This window comes from Microbispora rosea, assembly GCF_900156315.1.
Taxonomy (GTDB): domain Bacteria; phylum Actinomycetota; class Actinomycetes; order Streptosporangiales; family Streptosporangiaceae; genus Microbispora; species Microbispora rosea.
In genome coordinates this window covers 322,600-343,843 of the sequence record NZ_FTNI01000004.1, presented here as the reverse complement: position 1 = coordinate 343,843, position 21,244 = coordinate 322,600, and the positions used below count along the sequence as shown (strand labels likewise).

Here is a 21,244-nt window from a genome sequence, read left to right as displayed (position 1 = left end):
GTCGGCGCCGATGAAGAACACCTTGCCGGTGGTCTTCGGCAGGTTCACGTTCTTCAGGGTGCCGGTGGCGGCCTTCTGGTCACCGCTGGACCCGACAACGCCGGCCTTGGTGTCGGCGGACGCGCCGCCGGTCGACACGTGCTTGGTGGGGACCGTGGTCTCCACCGTGTACGGCGTGGCGTTGATCAGGTTCGCCTTGGCCTGGCCGTACCAGAACGCCGCGACCTGCTTGGCAGCGGTGTTGGTGTTGGCCAGGTTCACGGCCGGAACCGAGTCGGCGTGAGCCGGGGCAGCGATGGCGGCGGAGGCCAGCAGGCCGGCCGCGACCCCGCCCAGAGCGAGAGTGCGCTTCATAACTTTCTCCTGGTCTGTCGTGAGGCGTCACTTGCGCCCCATCCGTCAGTGAGGAACGGGGAGAAAGCTATAGGACGAATTGGAGTGACGTAAGTCGAATTGGGTGGTTCGCGCATTGCCCCCAACTCTGGTGCTCACGGTCGTTCCTGAACGGAAGCTGAAAATGAGCTGATCACCGGCTGTGCGGGACGAGATCCGTGACACTGCGCACCGGATCGGTCACCCGACAATGTGACGTAAATCACAGGTTTGAGTGAAACCGGATGACCGGCAGATTGCGTCGGAGTCTGCCCGTTCGCCTGGACCGTGGTCCGTGTAACCGCCCGGTGGGTGTGAGTTGACGATCAAGAGGAAACGCGAAGGGGCAGGTTGATCGCCGATCACCGGGGTGTGACCGTCTCGGGACCGCCGGGCGTCGCCTCGGCCCGGCTCCGGTTCCGCTGGGCCCGGACGGCATCGCGACGCGGTGGCCGCGATGCGGCGAGAGCCTTCCTGAAGGGTTCCTGAGCCCTCCCGCAGGGATTGTTACCAAGCGGTAAGCCAGCTGATCGGATGTCCGAAATTTTCCGAGCCCTTCGGAGTGGTCGAAGAGAGGCGTGTGGGCGTCGCGGGCACCTTTTAGCGAATCACCGCATCGCTCGCACCGTGCGCTCTCGGCGCGGCTGGAAAGCGTTTCCGGGGCGGTGTCCATCGCGATTGTGGGAGATTTCTCTCGGAGTTTCTGTGGTGATCGTTCGTCCGTCGCGGAGAGGGTGGGGCGACGGGCGTCGCAGGTCCTCGGCGGCGCGCCGGCGGCAGAGGTCGGTGATGTTTTCCCAGGTAGATCGATAAGTCGTCTGGATTCGGCCTACCTTGAACGGTTATCCTCGATGGCTTCCCGCAGCTACGAGTCTTCGCCTGGCGGAAGAGGAGTGAAAACCGCCCGGGTTTTCTTCCGTTCATGATGTGGTCTCATCCGAGGGACCGGCGAGTGGGCTCCCGGAAGGTTGGCGATACCGGGTCGTTGCTCGTTTTCCGGAGGTTCCTCGTCACTTTGTCGTCGGTTGATCTCTGCAATTGGATTTACCGTGTGGTCAGGGGTGATTGTTCTTGATGGGTGGAATTTCCCGTGACCCCCTCGCTCTTTGTTCGGGTGGTTTCCCCTGGGCTCTCTCGGCGGCGTCGGGAAGGGTGCCCCTGACCCCGAGGAAGTGCGTTCCGTAATGCCGATGTGCGGAGTAAAGCCCCGACACCGTGGCTCCGCGAACTCGGCCGGCGATCGGCTGGCTCCACCACGGGCGCGCGGGAAGCCGTGCAGGAAGCAGTGCAAGAAGCGCCAGGAAGCGCCAGGGGGCGCGCTGGAAGCGTCGCGGTCGCGGCGGTGGCGTGCGGGTGGTTCGCCGCGACAGTCGCGGCGTGTTCCAGTACGCGGGGCCGAGGACGCCGCAGAGGACGGACGGTACGGAGGACGGCACGGAACGGCGGTTCCACGGCCGTATTGAGGTAGATGTCGATGCCGCAGGACAGTCGGCCGGCGGCTTCCGGCCGGGCCGCCGAGGCCGGACCGCGGCCGTCGCGACCATGCGAACAGGGCGCTGCCCGCTCTCGTCGCCGATGGGCGAGTGGCCGCCTTTGCTGGACAAAAGGATCTTTAGTGGGCAAAAGGAAAGGGCCCGGCTGCGGACAGCCGGGCCCTCCTGAACGTCAGGAGTCGGAGACTCAGACGATCTTGCCGGACCAGTTGGCCGCGGCGGTCTTGTAGACGGCCAGCGTCTCACCGTCGAAGTACGGCGAGATGCTGGTGTCGATGCGGCCGTTGCCGTCGGTGTCGGCGACACCGATGGTCACACCGTTGAGGTAGCCGAGCCGCTTCGCGTTGCTGTAGCGGTACAGCCAGGACGAGCCGATGGCGCCCTCGCCCGTGAAGGAGGACTTGACGCCCACGAGCTCCTCGCCCTTGACGGCCGCGGCGCTCGCCTTGAAGGTCTTGCCGTAGGCCCACTTCTGGGTCTTGCCGGTGAAGGCGTAGTTGCCGTCCGGGTGCGACCCGCTCGGGTAGCCGAACATGAAGATCGAGGTGCCGATCTTCTGGTTGTAGGCCAGACCCTGACCACCGACGTTGGACCCGAGGGCGCCGACGTCCTTCAGCGTGATCTTCAGGGTGCCGTGCGGCCGGTGGTCGTCGCGGCTCTGCGCCCAGAACGTCCGGGCGTAGTACTTGTACTTCGCCTCGTGGTGAGGCTTGCCCGTCGGCCTGTAGGTGGGAGTGGCGGTGACCGTCGCGGTCGCCGTGACGGTCGCGGTCGCGGTCGTCGTGACCGTGGCGGTCGCGGTGACGGTGGCCGTCGCGGTCGTCGTGACCGTGGCGGTCGGGTGCGGCGGCTTCGGAGGCCCGGGAGGCGTCTGGGGCCCGGGGGGCGCCAGACGGTTGTTCTCGCCGCTGGGCGCGGCCTTCGGCGTGAGCTGCTTGTCGTCGTGCTTCGGACCGCTGTGCTCGTCGTGGTCCCAGACCTTCTTACGGAAGTAGAGGGTCTTCCCGTCACGGCTGACGTACGAGTCCGAGTGGCTGAAGTAGGCGCGCTCGCTGATCTCGTGGGTCTGGACGCCGGTGCCCTTGGCCCAGGGGCCGTTGCCGGTGAGGTCCCTGCCCCGGTTCAGGGCCTGGAACTGCCGGACGGAGACGGGCGCCACGTGCCAGCCGTGCTCGTCGTGGTCACGCCCGCCACGGTACTTGCCGTGGTCGTCGCGCCCGTGGTCGTCGCGCCCGTGGTGGTCGTCACGACCGTGGTGGTCGTCGCGGCCGGGCTTGTCGTAGCGCACGTCCGTGACCTGGACGCCGTTGTAGACCGTGACGAACGCGTAGTCGCGGTCGCCGTCCTCGTACACGCTGTAGTCGTAGTGCGTGTAAGCGGTCTTGCCGACGTAGATGCCCCAGGGGGTCTTGCCCTCGTAGTAACCGGGGATGAAGACCCACTTGTCGAGGGTGGTCGCGTTGGACTTGGTGTCGTACACGCAGTGACCCGCGGTCGCCACCAGGTTCTTGTACTGCGACTGCACGGCGGTGGCGGAGCACCAGTGCGGCTTGTGGTCGGCGCCGATGAAGAACACCTTGCCGGTGGTCTTCGGCAGGTTCACGTTCTTCAGGGTGCCGGTGGCGGCCTTCTGGTCACCGCTGGAGCCCACGACACCGGCCTTGGTGTCGGCGGACGCGCCACCGGTCGACACGTGCTTGGCGGAGATCTTGGTCTCCACGCCGTACGGCGTGGCCTTGATCAGGTTGGCCCGCGCCTCACCGAACCAGAACGCGGCGATTTCCTTCGCGGCGAAGTTGGTCTTGGCGAGGTTGATGGACGGGACTTGGTCGGCGTGAGCCGGGGCGGCGATCGCCGCGGAGGCCAGTAGGCCGGCCGCGACCCCGCCGAGAGCGAGAGTGCGCTTCAACTGGATCTCCCTGGTCTGTCGTGGGGCGTCACTTGCGCCCCATGCGTCAGTGAAGGAACGGTGGGAAGTTATAACGAGAAACCCTCTGAAAACAGAAATTTCAGAGTTTCCCCTCCGTGCCCGCAGGGTCTTCGCCTCGGCGCGAGGGCCGCACCACCGCGGCGATGGGCGCCTCGTCTCTGCTGATCACAGACCATTCGGCCGGGCTTGGGCCGCGACCGGTGCTGGACCGATCCAAGAGACTCGTGTGACGAAAATCACACTTATATCGCCATATTCATGCCGGATGCGAATGAGTCAATGGCGGGTTGACGTGGCGTGCGGTGTGTCGTTGAAAGCGCCAAAAGCGACAAATAGTAAAAATGAGCAGGTCGTGACCTTGATGGGGGCGTTTGTCAGCCTGAAACTCCGCCGAAGTCCGGCCGGTTTCCGTCTCTACCGTGACGTCATCGAGCCTCGGCCTCCCTGCCGCTTCGACCGGGGGTGACAACGGCTCGGCCGGATCAGTGAGCGGGCGCGTCGGAGGCGTCGAAGGGGATCAGAAGCCTGCGCAGCAGGGCGGCGAGGGCCTGCTGCTCGTGCTGTTCGAGGCCCGCGAGGAGTTCGCGTTCACGGCGCAGCAGGTCGGCGAAGGCGGCGTCGACGCGGTGCATGCCGGCCGGGGTCAGCCGCACCAGCACGCCGCGCCGGTCCTCCGGATCCGGGCGCCGGACTACCAGTCCGGCGGCGGCCAGCCTGTCGATGCGGTTCGTCATCGTGCCGGAGGTCACCAGAGTGGCGCGCAGCAGCGCGCCCGGACTGAGCTCGTACGGCTCTCCCGCGCGGCGCAGGGCCGTCAGCACGTCGAACTCCCACGACTCCATGTCGTGCGACGCGAAGGCCGCGCGGCGCTCGCGCTCCAGGTGCCGGCTCAACCGGGAGACCCGGCTCAGCACTTCGAGAGGCGTCACGTCCAGGTCCGGGCGCTCCTGTCTCCAGGCCGCGACCAGCCGGTCCACCTCGTCCTCGACGGGCCTCGAGAAGGTCATGGGCCGAGTCTAGCTTCTCTTGACATCGAGATATCTCCCGCGATATCGATTTATCTCGACGTCAAGATAATGGAGGTGCCGGCATGGGCACGGACATCTGGGATCCGGAGGTCTACGAGCGGTACGCGGCCGAGCGTGGCCGCCCCTTCCACGAGCTCGTGGCCCGGGTGGGCGCCAGGTCGCCCGAGTATGTCGTCGATCTCGGCTGCGGCACCGGGGAACTCACGGCGACCTTGTGTGGTCGATGGCCGGGCGCTCAGGTGCACGGCGTCGACTCCTCGCCCGCGATGATCGCCAAGGCGCCGGCCGGGCCGACGTTCGAGGTGGCCGACGTCCGCGAGTGGCACCCGCCGCGGCCGGTCGACGTGATCGTCTCGAACGCGCTCCTGCAGTGGATCCCGGAACACCCCGACCTGCTGCGCCGGTGGAGGGGCCACCTGACCGAGGGCGGCTGGCTCGCCTTCCAGGTGCCCGGCAACTTCGACGCGCCGAGTCACGCCGTCGTGCGCGAGCTGTGCCGTACGACCTGGCGAGAGGAGCTGGGCGACGTGCCGCGGGGCGCGCCGGTCGGGGAGCCGGCCGACTATGTGGACCTGCTCGCCGGTCTCGGCTTCACCGTGGACGCGTGGGAGACGACCTACGTCCACGTCCTGCCGGGGGAGGACGCCGTGCTGCACTGGATCAAGGGCACGGCCCTGCGGCCCATGCTCGACCGGCTGCCGCCCGAGCGCCACGCCGGCTTCCTCGCCGACTGCGCCCGGGCCCTGCGCGCCGCCTACCCGCCCAGGCCGTACGGCACGCCGTTCCCGTTCCGCCGGATCTTCGTGGCCGCGCACCTGTGAGGGTCTGCGTTCACCTTGGGGTGGCAGTATGACGCCAACCGGGACATTCGGGGGTAACGGTGGCGCTGGAGATCGAGGACAAGTTCGACGTTCCTGAGGGCTTCGCCCTGCCCGACCTGGGCGGTGTGCCGGGGTGTGAGGGGGTGTCCGAGCCGCTGTCCCACCGGCTGACCGCGGTCTATTTCGACACCTCCGATCTACGGCTGGCGGCTCGGGGCGTCACCCTGCGCCGGCGGCGCGGCGGGGACGACGAGGGCTGGCATCTCAAGCTGCCCAAGGCCAAGGGCGCCCGTCAGGAGATCACCCGGCCGCTCACCCGCGGCGCCAAGGTGGTGCCCGCCGAGCTGGCGAGCCTCGTCCTCGCGTACACGCGGGGCGCCGCGCTCGCGCCGGTGGCCCAGCTGGAGACCCGCCGGGGAATCACCCGGCTGCTCGGTCCCGGCGGCACGGTGCTCGTGGAGATCGCCGACGACCGCGTGAAGGGCACGGTGCTCGGGGACGAGCCGGTGGTGCGGCGCTGGCGCGAGGTCGAGGCCGAGCTCAAGGAGGGCGAGCGCGACCTCCTCAAGAAGGTGGCCAAGCGGCTGCGCAAGGCCGGCGCCGCTCCCGCGGACAGCGCGAGCAAACTCGCGCGCGTCCTCGGAGACCGCGTCCCCGCGCCGCCGCCGAGGACCCGGCCCGAGCCCGGTTCTGCCGGGGAGGTCGTCGTCGCCTACCTCCGCGATCACGCCGACGCGCTGATCGCGCAGGACCCGCACGTGCGCCTGGCCGAGGAGGACGCCGTCCACAAGGCCAGAGTCGCCTGCCGCCGCCTGCGCAGCGCGCTCAAGGCGTTCAAGCGGATCGTCGCCGGCACCGAGGACCTTCAGGAGGAGCTCAGGTGGCTCGGTGAGGTGCTGGGCGAGGCCCGTGACCTGGAGGTCATCAGGGCCCGCTTCACCGCCCGGCTCGACGACCTCGATCCCCGCTTCGTCACCGCCGACGCGCGCCGCAGGCTGGGCGACGACCTGATGGCCAGGGAGCACGACGCGTACGAGCGCATCCGGCGCGCGCTCAGCGAGAGCCGTTACTTCGCGCTGCTCGACTCCCTCGACGCGCTGGCCGCCGACCCGCCGTTGACGGCCGCGGCGGCCAAGACTGCGGACAAGGCGCTGCCCAAGATCGTGGACAGGAACTGGCGGCGGGTGACCGACGCCTACGAGGCGGCGCGGCGCATCGAGGAGGGCGAGGAACGGGAGGCGGCCATGCACGACGTGCGCAAGGCGGCCAAGCGGGCCCGATACACGGCGGAGGCCGCCGGCATGTCCGGCGCGGCCGAGCGTGCCACGGAGGTGCAGGAGGTGCTGGGACGGCACCAGGACGGTGTGGTCGCCCAGGGCGTGCTGCTGGAGGAGGCGGAAAGGGCTCGGCAGGCGGGGGAGGACACCTTCACTTACGGTGTGCTCGCGGGCATCGAGAGCGCCGAGGCGGCCCGGGCCCAGGAGGAGTTCCCCGCCGTCTGGTCCCGCCTCTCCTGATCACGCGGGGGGTTAGGTGGTGTAGCGCTCAAGGCTTAGCACGTGCTCGGCCGCGTCGTCGTCCACGTCGTCCACGTCGTTGTCGACGGCGCCCGTGCGGTCCGCCGCCCGGTGGAGTACGGCGAAGCCGCCCTTGGCGAGGGTGCGGTCGGCCGTCCGCACGCCGCGCAGTGCCCCGCCCGCCATGCCCAGCAGCTCGGGCAGGATCTTGCCGTGGCTGCACAGCACCGCCGGCTCGGGCGCGGCCGACAGATCGCGCACCAGCCGCTCCGCCTCCCGCGGGTCGTAGCCGCTCTCCGACAGCGCCGTCTCCTCCCGCACCTCCAGCCCGTGCCGCTCGGCGTACGGCTTGAGCGTCTGCGTGCAGCGCCTGCTGTGCGAGCTGACCAGCACGGCCGGGCGGTAGGCCCCCAGCACCGTGGCCAGGACCTCGGCCTGGGCGCGGCCGCGCTCGTCCAGCGGGCGCAGGTCGTCGTCGCCCTTCCACTCCTGCCGGGAGCCCGCCAGCGCGTGGCGCAGCAGGATCAGCGGCGTGGTCACGAAGGGAGCGGCGCCGGCGGCGCGCAGCAGGCCGCGGTCCCACGCGTAGGTGAGGCGCCGCCGTGCCTCCTGGATCGGCAGCCACGCCACCTCGTCGACCTCGTCGCCGTCGACCGCGACCTGGTCGTCGAGAGCGTGGGCGAGCCAGTAGTCCACCCGCTTGAGCCGGCCGCCGTGCATGTAGTGCACGGGCGGCAGCGCACGGCCGAGCACGACCCGCAGGCCGGTCTCCTCCCGCACCTCGCGCAGGGCTCCCGCGATCACGTGCTCGCCGCGCTTGAGCTTTCCCTTGGGGAGGCTCCAGTCGCCGTACGCCGGGCGGTGCACGAGAGCGACCTCCGGGTCGTCCTCGTTCCCGCGCCAGACGACCGCGCCGGCCGCCCTGATCATGCCCGTGGCCATACCTCTGACCCTGCCCTCGGCCGTCAGTCCGTCACGTCGTCCACGGTCCGCCAGCGCCTCCCCGCGATCAGGTGGTGCTGGAGATCGACCTCGCCCCGGTGACGCAGCCACTTGCCGTCGGAGTGCAGCGTCCAGGCGGTGGTGGTGTCGCGGAACGCCAGGTCGAGCAGGTCGGACAGATACCGGCGCTGCTGCGGGCTGGTGACCTTGACCAGCGCCTCGACCCGCCGGTCCAGGTTGCGGCGCATCAGGTCGGCGCTGCCGATCCAGATCTCCGATCGGCGCCCTCCGCCGAACTCGTACACGCGGGAGTGTTCGAGGAAACGGCCGAGCACGCTGCGTACGCGGATGTTCTCCGACAGGCCGGGAACGCCGGGGCGGAGGGTGCAGATGCCGCGAACCCACAGGTCCACCGGCACCCCCGCCTGCGAGGCGCGATACAGCGCGTCGATGATCGGCTCGTCCACGATCGAATTGGTCTTGATCCGGATCCGGGCCTGGCGGCCCGCTTCGCGATGGACGATCTCCTGCTCGATCCGGGCGAGCAGGCCCTGGCGCAGCGAGTTGGGCGCGACCAGCAGCCGGCGATACTCGGACTGGCGGGAGTAGCCGGTCAGATGGATGAACAGGTCGGTGACGTCCTCACCCACCTGCGGATCGGCGGTCAGCAGGCCGAAGTCCTCATATTGCCGGGCCGTCTTCGGGTTGTAGTTGCCGGTGCCGATGTGGCAGTAGCGCCGCAGTTCGCCGCCCGCCTCCTGGCGGACCACCATCGACAGCTTGCTGTGCGTCTTGAGGCCGAGCACGCCGTAGACCACGTGGCACCCGGCCGTCTCCAGCTTGCGCGCCCAGGAGATGTTCGCGTGCTCGTCGAACCTCGCTTTGATCTCCACCACGACCACGACCTGCTTGCCCGCCTCGGCCGCGTCGATCAGCGCGTCCACGATGGGCGAGTCGCCGCTGGTGCGATAGAGGGTCTGCTTGATCGCCAGTACGTCCGGATCGGCCGCCGCCTCCTCCACGAACCGCTGCACGCTCGTGGCGAACGAGTCGTACGGGTGGTGGATGAGGATGTCGCGCTCACGCAGAACGGTGAACAGGTCGTCCTCGGCGCTGATCGCCTCCGCCGGGACGAACGGCCGGTAGTGGAGCTCCGGGCGGTCGAGGTCGGCGATGGCGTGCAGCCCCGTTAAGTCGAGCGGCCCGGGCAGGCGGTAGATCTCGTTGTCGGACACGCCGAGCTCGTCCACGAGCAGTTCCAGCACCTGGGGGGTGATGGTGTCCTCGACCTCCAGCCGCACCGGCGGCCCGAAGCGGCGGCGCAGCAGCTCGCGTTCCAGCGCCTTCATGAGGTTCTCGGTGACGTCCTCGTCGACCTCCAGGTCCTCGTTCCTGGTGACCCGGAAGACGTGGTGCTGCACGATCTGCATGCCCTTGAACAGCTCGCCCAGGTGGGCCGCGATCACATCCTCAAGCGGGACGAACCGGTTGGGCGAGGCGGTCACGAACCGGGGGAGCTGCGAGGGGACCTTCACCCGCGCGAACACCGTGTGGCCGTCCTCCGGGTTCCGCACGGTCACGGCCAGGTTCAGCGAAAGACCCGAGATGTACGGGAACGGGTGGGCCGGATCGACGGCCAGCGGCGTCAGGACCGGCCGGATCCGCTCACGGAAGAGCTTGCGCAGCGCCGTCCGCTCGTCCCTCGCGAGGTCGTCCCAGCGGACGATCGCGATGCCCTGCTCGGCGAGCTCCGGGCAGATGCGATCGTGGAAGATCGCCGCGTGCCTGCGCACGAGCTCGTCGGCGACGGTCGCGATGCGCGACAGCGCCTCGCTCGGCTTCAGCCCGCCCGTCGTCCGCAGGAGCAGGCCGGTGGCCATCCGCCGTTTGAGCCCGGCCACCCGCACCCGGAAGAACTCGTCCAGGTTGCTCGCGAAGATGGCGAGGAACCTGAGCCGTTCGAGCAGCGGCACCGAGGAGTCCTCCGCCAGCTCCAGGACGCGCTCGTTGAACAGGAGCCAGCTCTCCTCCCGATTGAGGAAGCGCTCGTTGGGCAGCGGGGCGTGCGCGGGGAGGTCGGCCTCTTCGGGCTCATGGGCAGGGGAGCTTTGGGCGGACATATAACGAAATATGCCCCAAGTCGTTGAACAGAACGTTAACTTAACCGCAACGAAAGCGTCAGACCGGCTCCGGCGGGCGCGTCGTCCCTGATCCCCGCACCTCCGGCACGCCCCGGCACCCCCCGGCGCTGCCGTCCGGCGACCGCCCGCGCGCACCCTGGACGCGTTCCGTGGGCTCGGGGCCGCGCCTCCCGCGCTCCTGATCCCCCGCGCACGCCCCACGTGTTGCCGGCGCGCCGCCCGGCGACCGCCCCGCGGGCCGCCGGCGGGAGGGTCAGATCTCCCCGTGCTGCTGCTGGCGGTCGAGTCCCTTGGTCCGCTCGCGCTGCAGGCGTTCCAGTTCCTTGGCCCGCTCGCGCTGCTGGCGTTCGACTTCCTTCGCGCGTTCGCGCTGCTCGCGCTCCTGCGTCTTCTCCTGCTCACGGCGGAGCTTCTCCTGCTCCTTCATCTGCCGTTCGAGCTCCTTGGCCCGTTCGCGCTGCTCGCGTTCCTTGGCCTTCTCCAGCTCGCGCTGCTGGCGTTCGAGCTGCTTGGCGCGTTCGCGCTGCTCGCGCTCGCGCGTCTTCTCCTGCTCGCGGCGGAGCTTCTCCTGCTCCTTCGACTCGCGCTCGCCGGGTCTCGCCGTACGGGTCTCCACGGTGGGGGACAGGACCAGGCCGCGCGTCGCGGCGGTGAGCATGGGATTGGAATCGAGGCCGGTCAGGCCGTTCCAGGACAGGTTCACCAGGTGGGCGGCGACCTCCTCGCGGCGCGGCTTGCGCACCTCCAGCCACCACTGTCCGGTGAGGGCGGTCATCCCCACGAGCATCTGGGCGTACATCGGCGCGAGCTTGGGGTCGTAGCCGCGCTCCTTGAACTCGTCGGCCAGCACGTCCTCCACCTGGCTGGCGATGTCGCTGATCAGGCTGGCGAAGGTGCCCGTGCCCGAGGCGGCGTGGGAGTCGCGGACCAGGATGCGGAAGCCCTCGCTGCTCTCCTCGATGTACTGGAGGAGGGCGAGGGCGGCCCGCTCCAGCTTGATGCGGGCATGCGAGGCCGACAGGGCCTGGGTGACCAGGCTGAGCAGGCGCTGCATCTCCCGGTCGATGACGACGGCGTAGATGCCCTCCTTGCCGCCGAAGTGCTCGTACACCACGGGCTTGGACACCTTGGCGCTGGCCGCGATCTCCTCGACCGAGGTGCCGTCGAAGCCCTTGTCCGCGAACAGGGCACGACCGACCTGGATCAGCTGCTCGCGCCGTTCCGCGCCGGTCATGCGTCTTCGGGATCGAGAGGACTCGCTCACGGGTTCCATCATGGCGGGTGTGGCGGCCCGGACCCGGTTCGGGCCGGTTCGCCTCTGCTTGGCGGAAGTAGCCGGACGCGCCGGTACGACCACCGCGGAGGCGGGGGCCGTACGAGTGCCGCGTCTGGCCGGTGCCGGGAGGGCGGATGTGGCGCGCGCTTCCGGAGAAGAGGGCACCGCTGCGGGGGACGTCGGCGTGAGAGACGTCGATGTGTGGGACGTCGGGGTGAGGGACGTCGGTGTGAGGGACGTCGGGGTGAGGGACGTCGGTGTGAGGGACAGGGCCGCCGCGTTCCGCGGAGCGGCCCTGCCGTCAGCGCTGACTGAATCGTCAGGCAATTCGCTTCGCCGCCAGCCGCTCGGGGGTCGGCCAGCGCACGTCGTAGGCCCATCCGGCCTTCTCGAACCAGCGGATCATACCCGCGCTGAGGTCGATCTGGCCCTTCAGGGCGCCGTGCCGGGCGCAGGTGGGGTCGGAGTGGTGCAGGTTGTGCCACGACTCGCCGAACGACGGGATGGCCAGCCACCACACGTTGCGGGACTTGTCGCGCGACTCGAACACCTCCTCGCCGAACACGTGGCAGATGGAGTTGATCGACCAGGTCACGTGGTGCAGCAGCCCGATCCGGATCAGCGTGCCCCAGAAGAACGCGGTCAGCGCGCCCTGCCACGACCAGGTGATGAGGCCGCCCAGGACCGGCGGGAGCAGCAGGGAGGTGATCGCCAGCGTCGGGAACCACCGGTGCAGCTTCATGATGTCCGGGTCCTTGAGCAGGTCCGGGGCGTACTTGGCGCGGTTGACGCGCTCGACCTCGAAGAGCCAGCCCACGTGGGCGTACAGCAGGCCCTTGCACATCGACTTGAAGCCGGGCCCGAACCGCCACGGCGAGTGGGGGTCGCCCTCCTTGTCGGAGAACTTGTGGTGCTTGCGGTGGGCGGCCACCCAGTCCAGCACGGACATCTCCAGCGACAGGCTGCCGGCGATCCCGAGGGCGATCTTCAGACGCCGGTTGGCCTTGAACGAGCCGTGTGTGAAATAGCGGTGGAACCCGACCGTGACCCCCAAGCCGGACACGACGTAGAAGACGCCGGCGATCGCGACGTCCGTCCAGCCCAGGCCCCATCCCCAGAGCAAGGGCACTGCGGCGATGACTGCGAGGATCGGAAGGCCGACGACGAGCGCGAAGACGACCAGGTCGGCTTTGCTCTTGCCTTCCGGTTCGAACTCAGGCTTCGGCTGTGGTGAGGGACGTTCGGTCAGGACGGTCATGGGCTACCTCACGAGATGGGGAAGAATGTCTGGCTACGGAACCGTAACCTACGCCATCGTAAGTTAGGAATCCCTAAGAGCGAATGTGTGGAAGGTGACGGTCCGGGCCGCATCTGGTGGCGAATCCACGCCTTGCACCAACGGTCGGCCATCTGGTAATGCCTCGTGCTCGCTTCCGGCCGCGTCGCCGATGCCGCGGCGTCGACGGCGATCTGCCCGGAAAGTCCTCTCGGTAACATCCCCGGCCGCCGTGCTTCGCGCGTGCGCGAGTCCGCTGGCGCGGGGTGAGGCGTGGGCCTGCGCCCGGCCTGCTCGTCGCGGGACGTCCTGGCGTTCTTCCGCTTCCTGTGACGATTTCCTCGCGCCGGATTTTGGGGGCGCGCGCCGGGGGGACGGCTCTGTATCCTGAGTGCGGATTCCGGGGCTGCCGGAATCCGGCAAAACGGCACTTTGCGCCCATCCCGGGTCGTCTAGGGGCAAGACTACAGATTTTGGTTCTGTCAACGGAGGTTCGAATCCTCCCCCGGGAGCCTGTTCATCAGGCCGTCAGAGCCCGAGGGGGGCTGGTTCCCTCCTGGGGTACGGCAGGTAAGCTCACCTTGTCGAGCGGGTGACCGTGCGGTTCCTGGGTAGTGGACGCGTGGGAAGCCGCCCTCGATTCGTACAGTCACGATCCGTGTAGTGAGCCGCGACGCCGAGGGAGCCTCAATCCGTGAGTGTGCCGCGCCCGGCAGCCGTGATCGTCCTCGCCGCGGGCGAGGGCACCCGGATGAAATCGAAGAACCCCAAAGTCCTCCACGAGGTCTGCGGCCGAGCGCTCGTCGACCACATGCTGGCCGCCGCGCGCGGCCTGTCGCCCGAGCGGCTGATCGTGGTCATCGGGCATGCGCGTGAGCTGGTCGCCGCCCATCTCGCGACGAGCGCCGCGGACGCCCGCACGGTCGTCCAGGAGAAGCAGAACGGCACCGGCCACGCCGTGCGCACCGCGCTCGAAGCCGAGGGCCCGTTCGACGGCACCGTCCTGGTGACGTACGGCGACACGCCGCTGCTGCGCACCGAGACCCTGGTGGCCCTGCTGGAACGGCACGCCGCGGACGGCAACGCCGTCACGGTGCTGACCGCCGTCGTCCCCGACCCGACCGGCTACGGCCGGATCGTGCGCGACGAGGACGGCGCGGTGCTGGAGATCGTCGAGGAGAAGGACGCGACCCCCGAGCAGCGCGCGATCGCCGAGATGAACTCCGGCGTGTACGCCTTCGACGGCGCGTTGCTGGCCGACGGCCTGAAGCGCATCGGCGCCGCCAACGCCCAGGGCGAGGAGTACCTGACCGACGTGCTGGCCATCCTCCGCGAGGACGGCCACCGGGTGGGCGCGCACGTGGCGGCCGACCACGCCGAGGTCGAGGGCGTCAACGACCGCGTCCAGCTCGCCTTCGTGCGGCGCGTGCTCAACGACCGCATCCTCCAGGCGCACATGCGCGCCGGTGTGACCGTCGTCGATCCGGCCAGCACGTGGGTCGACGCCGGGGTCGAGATGGAGCCCGACGCCGTGATCCACCCCGGCACCCAGCTCAAGGGCGCCACGAGGATCGGGGCGGGAGCCGAGGTCGGGCCGGGCAGCACGCTGACCGACACGGTCGTCGGCGAGGAGGCCGTCGTGCGCAACACCGTCTCCGACGGTGCGGAGATCGGCCCCGGCGCCGTCGTGGGCCCCTTCTCCTACCTGCGCCCCGGCACCGTGCTCGGCCCCAAGGGCAAGATCGGCGCGTTCGTCGAGACCAAGAACGCGCGGATCGGCGAGGGCTCCAAGATCCCGCACCTGACGTACGTCGGCGACGCGACGATCGGGGTCGGCTCGAACATCGGCGCCGCCTGCGTCTTCGTCAACTACGACGGCGTCGCCAAGCACCACACGGTCGTGGGCGACCACGTGCGCGTGGGCAGCGACAACATGCTCGTCGCCCCGGTCACCATCGGCGACGGCGCCTACACGGCCGCCGGCTCGGTGATCACGTCCGACGTGCCGCCCGGGGCGATGGCGGTCGCCCGCGGCAAACAGCGCAACATCGAGGGCTGGGTGGAGCGCCGCCGCGCCGGCACCCGGTCCGCGGAGGCCGCCCGGCGGGCGAGCGAAGCCCGCGAGGAGGCCGCGGCGAACGGCGGGAACCCCGCCGATGACTAGTGCCGACGTCTGGTGCCGGTAACCAGTGCCGGTGACCAGGGCCGGCGATCAGGACCACCTGCGGCCCGCTTCCCCGCGGGCCGTACGGGGACAGGAAAGAGTACGAGGCGCGGTCTGACCGCGTAGCGCCGAAGGGCCAGGCCAGGAGGACACCGTGACCGACCACATCGACCGGGTGAAGGGGTTCGAGGGCCCCGGGCGAGGCGGGGGGACGGCGTTACGGCCGGCTCGGCCCCAGCACCATGCCCGGTACGGCGAACAGGCTCGACACGCGAGGAGCGCGGCATGAGCGGCAAGAAGACGACCGGTGAGCGGAACCTGATGTTCTTCTCCGGCAGGTCCCACCCCGAGCTGGCCGACGAGGTCGCGAACGCCCTCGGCGTCGAGATCACGCCGACGGCGCTGCGTGACTTCGCCAACGGCGAGATCTACGTGCGCTACCTGGAGTCCGTGCGCGGCTGCGACGCCTTCGTCATGCAGAGCCACACCGCGCCGATCAACCAGTGGATCATGGAGCAGTTGATCATGGTGGACGCGCTCAAGCGGGCCTCCGCCAAACGGGTCACCGTGATCATGCCGTTCTACGGCTACAGCCGGCAGGACAAGAAGGGCCGCGGCCGCGAGCCGATCACCGCCAGGCTGATGGCCGACCTGTTCAAGCAGGCCGGCGCCGACCGCATGATGTCCATCGACCTGCACACCTCGCAGATCCAGGGCTTCTTCGACGGTCCGGTGGACCACCTGTTCGCCCTGCCGGTTCTGATCAACTATCTGCGCGGCAAGCTCGACCCGGCGACCACCACGATCGTCTCTCCCGACACCGGCCGCGTACGGCTGGCCGAGCGCTGGTCCGACACCCTGGGCACGCCGGTGGCGTTCATCCACAAGCGGCGCGACCTCGACGTGGCCAACCAGGTGAAGGTGCACGAGGTGGTCGGCAAGGTGCGCGGCAGGACCTGCGTGCTGATCGACGACATGATCGACACGGGCGGTTCGATCTGCAAGGCGGCCGACGCGCTGTACGAGCACGGCGCGACCGACGTCATCGTGGCCGCCACGCACGCCATCTTCTCCGACCCGGCCGTGGACCGGCTCAAGAACTCCCGCATCTCCGAGGTGGTCGTGACCAACACGCTGCCCATCCCGGAGGAGAAGAGGTTCGACAGCCTCACGGTCCTGTCCATCGCCCCGCTGATCGCCCGGGCCATCGAGCAGGTCTTCACCGACGGCTCGGTCACCAGCCTCTTCGAAGGCGACAGCTGAGCGGTGCGGGCCCCGGCCCGGTCGGCCGGCCGGGCCGGGGCCCGCACCCTTCAGCAGAGGATCTTCTCTTCAGTAGAGCGCCTTCATCGCCTCCCGCACCTCCTTGAGGGTGTCGTCGGCGATGGCGTTGGCCCACTCGTTGCCGTCGCGAAGCACCCGGCGGATGTGGGCCCGATCCAGGGCCAGCTCGGCGCGCCGCGCCCGGATGGGCGCGAAGTAGTCGTTGACCGCGTCGGTGACGACGGCCTTCAGCGCGGCCGCTCCCCGGCCGCCGATCTCTCCGGCCACCTCGTGCGGGTCGCGGTCCAGGCACAGCGCGGCCAGGAGGACGAGGCTGGAGACCTCGGGCCGGGCCACCGGGTCGTACGTGACGTGGCGGTCCGCGTCGGTCTTGGCGCCGCGGATCATCCGCGCGGTCTCGTCGGCGGTCGCGGCGAGGGCGATGGCATTGCCCCGGCTCTTGCTCATCTTGCCTCCGTCGGTGCCGAGCAGCAGCGGGGCCGCGGACAGCAGCGCCTCCGGCTCGGGGAACACCGGACCGTAGCGGCTGTTGAAGCGGCGCGCGACGGTGCGGGCGACCTCCAGGTGAGGCAGCTGGTCCTGGCCGACCGGCACGAGGCCGGCCTTGCAGAACAGGATGTCGGCGGCCTGGTGGACCGGATAGGTGAACATCAGCCCGCTCACCGCCGACTGGGTCGAATGGGCGATCTCGTCCTTGACCGTGGGGTTGCGCCCCAGCTCCGCGACGGAGACCAGGCTGAGGAACGGCAGCAGCAGCTGGTTCAGCGCGGGGACCGCACTGTGCGTGAAAACCGTGGCCCGGTCCGGGTCGACGCCCACGGCCAGGTAGTCGAGCACCAGGTCCTCCACGTGCTCGGCCAGCCGGTCGGCGACGTCGCGGTCGGTCAGGACCTGGTAGTCCGCGACGAGCACCATCATGTCCACGCCCAGGTTCTGGAGGCGGACGCGGTTGTGCAGGGTGCCGAAGTAGTGCCCCAGGTGCAGCCGGCCGGTCGGGCGGTCCCCGGTCAGCGCGCGGAACCGTCCTGGCCGCTCATGGATCTGTCTCTCCAGCTCGGCGCTGCGGAGCCGGGCGGCCGGCACGCCGAGCTCGTCGTCGTCCGGAACGGCGTCGAGAATCGTGGTCATGGTTTCTCCCTTGGCAGGTGGTCCGCCGTCCCGACGGCGACCCCTCGTCCAGGGAGCACGAAAAAGGGCCGTCCATCCGAACGGCCCGGTCGTACGCGTGTGAGATGGCCGCTCCTACGTGGAGCGCCACCAGCCCTGACACAACGTACGAATCACGCGGCCAGTGTAACGGCCGGCAGCGAACCGGGGGAGCCCCCGCCGCGACGCGGGGAGTGTTCATTGCGCGCCTCCGGCACGACACTGACGGCGTGGCTCCGGCACGACACACGGTAGGGTGGTGGGGTTGCGCTCGTAACGCCTTCCGCTAGGGCGGGTGAGGGGGAGCGCGCCAATCCGATCGAGTCATCCCTAGGAGATGTGCCGTGTCCGAAGTACGCATCGCCGCCGAGCTTCGCAACGAGTTCGGCAAGGGCGCCGCCCGCAAGATCCGCCGGGCGAACAAGGTCCCCGCCGTCCTCTACGGCCACGGCACCGACACCAAGCACCTGACCCTCCCCGGCCACGAACTGCTGCTCGCGCTGCGCACGCCGAACGTGCTCATCCGCCTGCAGGGCGAGGGCGTGGACGAGATCGCGCTGCCCAAGGGCGTCCAGCGTGACCCGATCAAGGGCTTCCTGGAGCACGTCGACCTGCTGCTGGTCAAGCGCGGCGAGACGGTCACCGTCGAGATCCCGGTCACCGTCACCGGCGACCCGATCGGCAGCGCCATCGTCGAGCAGCAGCTCGTCACGATCTCGGTCGAGACCGAGGCGACCCACATCCCGACCGGCGTCGAGGTCGACGTGGACGGCAAGGACGCCGGCTTCACGGTGCACGCGAGCGACCTGAACCTGCCGGCCGGCACCACGCTGGCGGGCGACCCCGAGGCCCTGGTGCTGCAGGTGATCGGCGCCCCCGTCGCCGAGCTGCCCGAGGGCGAGGCCGCCGAGGGTGAGGCCGCCGCCGAGTAGGACCCCGTTCGTGAGAGAGTCCTCCACAGAATGCCTGTGGAGGACTCTTCCATGTGAGCCGTCGGCGGAGTCGTCGGCGGGTCGGCGGCGGAGCAGGCGACGGGAAAGACAGCGGAGGAGACAGCGATGTCCGACACGTCCGCGCAGCGGTGGCTGGTGGCAGGCCTGGGCAACCCCGGGCCGGAGTACGCCGGAAACCGGCACAACGCGGGCTTCATGGTGCTCGACGAGCTGGCGGCCCGGGTGGGCGGCCGGTTCAAGGCGCACAGGTCGCGGGCCGAGGTGGTCGAGGGCCGTCTGGCCGCGCTCCCTGTCGTGCTCGCCAAGCCGCTGTCGTTCATGAACCTGTCGGGCGGCCCGGTCAAGGCGCTGGCCGACTTCTACAAGGTCACCCCCGACCGGGTGATCGTGATCCACGACGAGCTGGACATCCCGTACGGCGCGCTGCGCGCGAAGATCGGCGGCGGGGACAACGGCCACAACGGCCTGAAGTCGATCACGAAGTCGCTCGGCACGCGCGACTACCCCCGGATCAGGTTCGGCATCGGCCGCCCGCCCGGCCGCATGGACCCGGCGACGTTCGTGCTGCGCGACTTCGCCACGGCCGAGCGCAAGGACCTGCCGTTCCTCGTGGACCGGGCGGCCGACATGGTGGAGTCGCTGATGACCGCTGGTCTCGAGACGACGCAGAACCGCTTCCACGCCGCCGACCTCAATCCGGCGAAGCCGCCCCGCTGAGATCCGGCGAAGCCGCCCCGCTGGGATCGGGCGCGACCGCCCCGCCGGCATCGCCGGCCTCACGGTGCGCCGAGCCCGGCCACTCCATGAGGTTCTGCAGCAGCTCCGCCTGCTCGATGGCGTCGTCGAGCGCGTTGTGGGTGTGGGGGCGCCGCGACCGCACCTCGCGCGGCATCTGGCGCTTGGTCGCCCAGGCCACCGGCACCACGGCCTTGGCGGCGTACAGCGTCTTGATGTCGATGCACCGGGAGTGGCCGAAGGGCGACTCCCCGGTGAAGCGGAGGAAGTACCAGTACATCCACATCCAGTCGTACGACAGCGGGAAGGCCGCGAGCACCGGCAGGTCGTCGCCGCACACCTCGCGTACCCAGGCCGCCGCCTCGGTCATCGCCTCGGCCGGGTCGCGTCCCTCCCGCAGCAGCGTCGCCCGGTCGAGGCCGCTCACCGCCAGCGCCTCCGGCACGTGGTCGTCGCTGATCGGCCGTAACTCGGCGTAGAACGTCCGAGACTCCGGGTCGGTCCGCTCGAACCGCCGCCCGGTCATCCGGCCTGCCACGGTCATGCCGAAGCTGACCATCGAGTACGGCCCTGGAATGGGGCCGTCCGCCTCGACATCGACCGATATGTACGTTTCGGCTTTCAACCAATCTCCCTGAGACGCCGGGGTGAGGCCGCTAGCATTCCATCACCGTCGGTAGTGGCAGGATTGCGGGGGGCGACAGTGCTGGACGGCGATACGGCCGCGCTCGCCGTCGGCATGTCCCGGGACTCGCCGGCCCATCCGATGCCGAGGCCGCCCGCGTGGGCCGTCCGATATCGGCTCGCCGCGGCCGTCTGCGACATCGTGGGCGCCCTTCTCGCTGGGGTCACCGCCGTGGTGATCCGGTTCGGCGAGGTTACTCCGTACGTGGTGCCCTATGTCATGGCGAGCGGCGTGCTGCCCGCCGGCTGGGCGGTGATCCTGGTCCTGAGCCGGGCGTACGAGCCGCGCCTGATCGGCGTGGGAGCCGAGGAGTTCCGCCGGGTCGCGCGGGCCGGCTTCACGCTGATCGCGGGGGTCGCGATCGCGGCGTACGCGTCGAAGACCGAGATCGCCCGGGGCTACGTGCTGATCGCGCTGCCGCTCACCACCGTGCTCACCCTCGCGGCGAGGTACGGCCTGCGGCAGCGGCTGCACCGCAGGCGCGCCAGGGGCGAGGGGTGCATGCGCAGGGTCGTGGCGGTGGGCCACCGCGCGGCGATCGCCGAGCTGGTGGGCACCTTCCGCAGGGAGCGCTACCACGGGATGGAGGTGGTGGCCGCCTGCGTCCCGACCGGCGCCGCCGGACGGATCGCGGACGTGCCGGTGCTGGGCGACTTCACCGACGTTCCGCTGGTGGTGGAACAGGTCCGGGCGGACACGGTGGCGGTGCTGGCCTGCCCGGAGCTGGACGGCACGGCGCTGCGCAGGCTGGCCTGGCGACTGGAGCGGACGCGCACCGACCTCGTGGTGGCGCCCGCGCTGATGGAGGTGGCCGGCCCGCGGATCGCGATCCGCCCCGTCGCCGGGCTCCCGCTGCTGCACGTGGAGCATCCCGAGCTGGCGGGAGGGCGCCGGCTGGTCAAGGGCGTGTTCGACCGGCTGGTCGCCGCCGCGGCGCTGATCGTGCTCGCCCCGCTGCTGGGCGCCGTGGCCGTGGCGGTGCGGGTGACCAGCCCGGGGCCCGCCCTGTTCCGCCAGCGGCGGGTCGGCAGGGACGGCGCGGAGTTCACGATCCTGAAGTTCCGCACGATGCGGCGGGACGCGGAGGCCCGCAAGGTCGAGCTGGTCAGCGACGCCGACGGCGTGCTGTTCAAGGTGCGGAGGGACCCGAGGGTGACCCCGCTCGGCGCCGCGCTGCGGCGTTACTCCGTCGACGAACTGCCGCAGCTCATCAACGTCCTGCGGGGCGACATGTCGCTCGTCGGGCCGCGGCCGCCGCTGCCCGAGGAGGTCGCGCGGTACGGCGACGACGTACGCCGCAGGCTCGTGGTCCGGCCCGGGTTGACCGGGCTGTGGCAGGTCAACGGCCGGTCCGACCTCTCCTGGGAGGAATCGGTACGGTTGGACCTGCGTTATGTCGAGAACTGGTCTCTCATGCTGGATCTGCAGATCCTATGGAAGACGTGGTCTGCGGTCGCACGCGGGGCGGGAGCGTACTGAGA

General features: G+C 69.9%; 15 protein-coding genes, 1 tRNA gene and 1 pseudogene. 8 read left to right on the top strand and 9 right to left on the bottom strand.

Annotation, left to right across the window (positions count from 1 at the left end; translation table 11 throughout):
- The 3 genes and pseudogenes from BXA11_RS08810 to BXA11_RS08800 all read right to left on the bottom strand — a co-directional run.
- A pseudogene (locus BXA11_RS08810) lies at nucleotides 1-354 on the bottom strand (trypsin-like serine peptidase); the annotation flags it as partial.
- A 1,698-nt stretch (nucleotides 355-2,052) separates the two neighbouring features.
- Nucleotides 2,053-3,774, bottom strand: a complete 1,722-nt coding sequence (locus tag BXA11_RS44405) for a trypsin-like serine peptidase (protein ID WP_244303579.1) — start codon at nucleotides 3,772-3,774, stop codon at nucleotides 2,053-2,055.
- Nucleotides 3,775-4,277: 503 nt separating this feature from the next.
- Nucleotides 4,278-4,802: a MarR family winged helix-turn-helix transcriptional regulator gene (locus BXA11_RS08800; protein WP_076434033.1), complete on the bottom strand. Its 525-nt coding sequence runs from the start codon at nucleotides 4,800-4,802 to the stop codon at nucleotides 4,278-4,280.
- A gap of 83 nt (nucleotides 4,803-4,885) precedes the next feature.
- Between BXA11_RS08800 and BXA11_RS08795 the strand changes: the two genes are divergently transcribed.
- Together BXA11_RS08795 and BXA11_RS08790 are read left to right on the top strand one after the other, a co-directional pair.
- Nucleotides 4,886-5,644 carry a trans-aconitate 2-methyltransferase gene (locus BXA11_RS08795; protein WP_208865555.1) on the top strand — a complete coding sequence of 253 codons (759 nt, stop codon included), beginning with the start codon at nucleotides 4,886-4,888 and terminating at the stop codon, nucleotides 5,642-5,644.
- A 59-nt stretch (nucleotides 5,645-5,703) separates the two neighbouring features.
- Complete coding sequence (locus BXA11_RS08790; RefSeq protein ID WP_076434032.1) at nucleotides 5,704-7,161, top strand: CYTH and CHAD domain-containing protein; 1,458 nt, start codon at nucleotides 5,704-5,706, stop codon at nucleotides 7,159-7,161.
- 12 nt (nucleotides 7,162-7,173) lie between these two features.
- On the opposite strand, the gene BXA11_RS08785 is transcribed toward BXA11_RS08790, so the two are convergent.
- The 4 genes from BXA11_RS08785 to BXA11_RS08770 all read right to left on the bottom strand — a co-directional run bounded on the left by BXA11_RS08785 (nucleotide 7,174) and on the right by BXA11_RS08770 (nucleotide 12,778).
- Nucleotides 7,174-8,103, bottom strand: a complete 930-nt coding sequence (locus BXA11_RS08785; protein ID WP_076434031.1) for an NUDIX hydrolase — start codon at nucleotides 8,101-8,103, stop codon at nucleotides 7,174-7,176.
- A gap of 23 nt (nucleotides 8,104-8,126) precedes the next feature.
- Nucleotides 8,127-10,223 carry an RNA degradosome polyphosphate kinase gene (locus tag BXA11_RS08780; RefSeq protein ID WP_076434030.1) on the bottom strand — a complete coding sequence of 699 codons (2,097 nt, stop codon included), beginning with the start codon at nucleotides 10,221-10,223 and terminating at the stop codon, nucleotides 8,127-8,129.
- A 274-nt stretch (nucleotides 10,224-10,497) separates the two neighbouring features.
- Nucleotides 10,498-11,517: a TetR/AcrR family transcriptional regulator gene (locus BXA11_RS08775; protein WP_083744077.1), complete on the bottom strand. Its 1,020-nt coding sequence runs from the start codon at nucleotides 11,515-11,517 to the stop codon at nucleotides 10,498-10,500.
- 322 nt (nucleotides 11,518-11,839) lie between these two features.
- Nucleotides 11,840-12,778 (bottom strand): acyl-CoA desaturase, encoded by a 939-nt coding sequence (locus BXA11_RS08770; RefSeq protein ID WP_030507648.1) that lies wholly within the window; start codon nucleotides 12,776-12,778, stop codon nucleotides 11,840-11,842.
- Between the two features lie 459 nt (nucleotides 12,779-13,237).
- Between BXA11_RS08770 and BXA11_RS08765 the strand changes: the two genes are divergently transcribed.
- The 3 genes from BXA11_RS08765 (at nucleotide 13,238) to BXA11_RS08755 (ending at nucleotide 16,223) form a co-directional block, all read left to right on the top strand.
- A tRNA-Gln gene (locus BXA11_RS08765) sits at nucleotides 13,238-13,308 on the top strand.
- A gap of 182 nt (nucleotides 13,309-13,490) precedes the next feature.
- Nucleotides 13,491-14,960: a bifunctional UDP-N-acetylglucosamine diphosphorylase/glucosamine-1-phosphate N-acetyltransferase GlmU gene (gene glmU, locus BXA11_RS08760; protein ID WP_076434028.1), complete on the top strand. Its 1,470-nt coding sequence runs from the start codon at nucleotides 13,491-13,493 to the stop codon at nucleotides 14,958-14,960.
- Between the two features lie 285 nt (nucleotides 14,961-15,245).
- Nucleotides 15,246-16,223 carry a ribose-phosphate diphosphokinase gene (locus tag BXA11_RS08755; protein WP_030507646.1) on the top strand — a complete coding sequence of 326 codons (978 nt, stop codon included), beginning with the start codon at nucleotides 15,246-15,248 and terminating at the stop codon, nucleotides 16,221-16,223.
- Between the two features lie 69 nt (nucleotides 16,224-16,292).
- Here BXA11_RS08755 and trpS read toward each other — a convergent pair whose 3' ends face one another.
- On the bottom strand, nucleotides 16,293-17,372 hold the full coding sequence (trpS, locus tag BXA11_RS08750; RefSeq protein ID WP_076434027.1) for a tryptophan--tRNA ligase: 1,080 nt from the start codon (nucleotides 17,370-17,372) through the stop codon (nucleotides 16,293-16,295).
- 362 nt (nucleotides 17,373-17,734) lie between these two features.
- Here trpS and BXA11_RS08745 point away from each other — a divergent pair, with 362 nt between their 5' ends.
- Nucleotides 17,735-18,322 carry a 50S ribosomal protein L25/general stress protein Ctc gene (locus tag BXA11_RS08745; RefSeq protein WP_076434026.1) on the top strand — a complete coding sequence of 196 codons (588 nt, stop codon included), beginning with the start codon at nucleotides 17,735-17,737 and terminating at the stop codon, nucleotides 18,320-18,322.
- Nucleotides 18,323-18,448: 126 nt separating this feature from the next.
- Nucleotides 18,449-19,060: an aminoacyl-tRNA hydrolase gene (gene pth, locus BXA11_RS08740; protein WP_076434025.1), complete on the top strand. Its 612-nt coding sequence runs from the start codon at nucleotides 18,449-18,451 to the stop codon at nucleotides 19,058-19,060.
- Here pth and BXA11_RS08735 read toward each other — a convergent pair.
- Complete coding sequence (locus tag BXA11_RS08735; RefSeq protein ID WP_204053742.1) at nucleotides 19,035-19,703, bottom strand: 3'-5' exonuclease; 669 nt, start codon at nucleotides 19,701-19,703, stop codon at nucleotides 19,035-19,037. The genes pth and BXA11_RS08735 overlap by 26 nt on opposite strands.
- Nucleotides 19,704-19,817: 114 nt before the next feature.
- On the opposite strand from BXA11_RS08735, the gene BXA11_RS08730 reads away from it, so the two are divergent.
- A complete protein-coding gene (locus BXA11_RS08730) occupies nucleotides 19,818-21,242 on the top strand; it encodes a sugar transferase (RefSeq protein ID WP_143734159.1) in 1,425 nt (474 codons plus the stop codon).
- The last annotated feature ends 2 nt before the right edge of the window (nucleotides 21,243-21,244 follow it).

Coding starts and splice junctions, on each gene's coding strand:
- BXA11_RS08795 (WP_208865555.1), top strand. CDS start 4,886: ATGGGCACGGACATCTGGGATCCGGAGGTCTACGAGCGGTACGCGGCC.
- BXA11_RS08785 (WP_076434031.1), bottom strand. CDS start 8,103: ATGGCCACGGGCATGATCAGGGCGGCCGGCGCGGTCGTCTGGCGCGGG.
- BXA11_RS08770 (WP_030507648.1), bottom strand. CDS start 12,778: ATGACCGTCCTGACCGAACGTCCCTCACCACAGCCGAAGCCTGAGTTC.
- BXA11_RS08730 (WP_143734159.1), top strand. CDS start 19,818: ATGTCCCGGGACTCGCCGGCCCATCCGATGCCGAGGCCGCCCGCGTGG.
- pth (WP_076434025.1), top strand. CDS start 18,449: ATGTCCGACACGTCCGCGCAGCGGTGGCTGGTGGCAGGCCTGGGCAAC.
- BXA11_RS08755 (WP_030507646.1), top strand. CDS start 15,246: ATGAGCGGCAAGAAGACGACCGGTGAGCGGAACCTGATGTTCTTCTCC.
- BXA11_RS08775 (WP_083744077.1), bottom strand. CDS start 11,517: ATGGAACCCGTGAGCGAGTCCTCTCGATCCCGAAGACGCATGACCGGC.
- BXA11_RS08800 (WP_076434033.1), bottom strand. CDS start 4,802: ATGACCTTCTCGAGGCCCGTCGAGGACGAGGTGGACCGGCTGGTCGCG.
- trpS (WP_076434027.1), bottom strand. CDS start 17,372: ATGACCACGATTCTCGACGCCGTTCCGGACGACGACGAGCTCGGCGTG.
- BXA11_RS08780 (WP_076434030.1), bottom strand. CDS start 10,223: ATGTCCGCCCAAAGCTCCCCTGCCCATGAGCCCGAAGAGGCCGACCTC.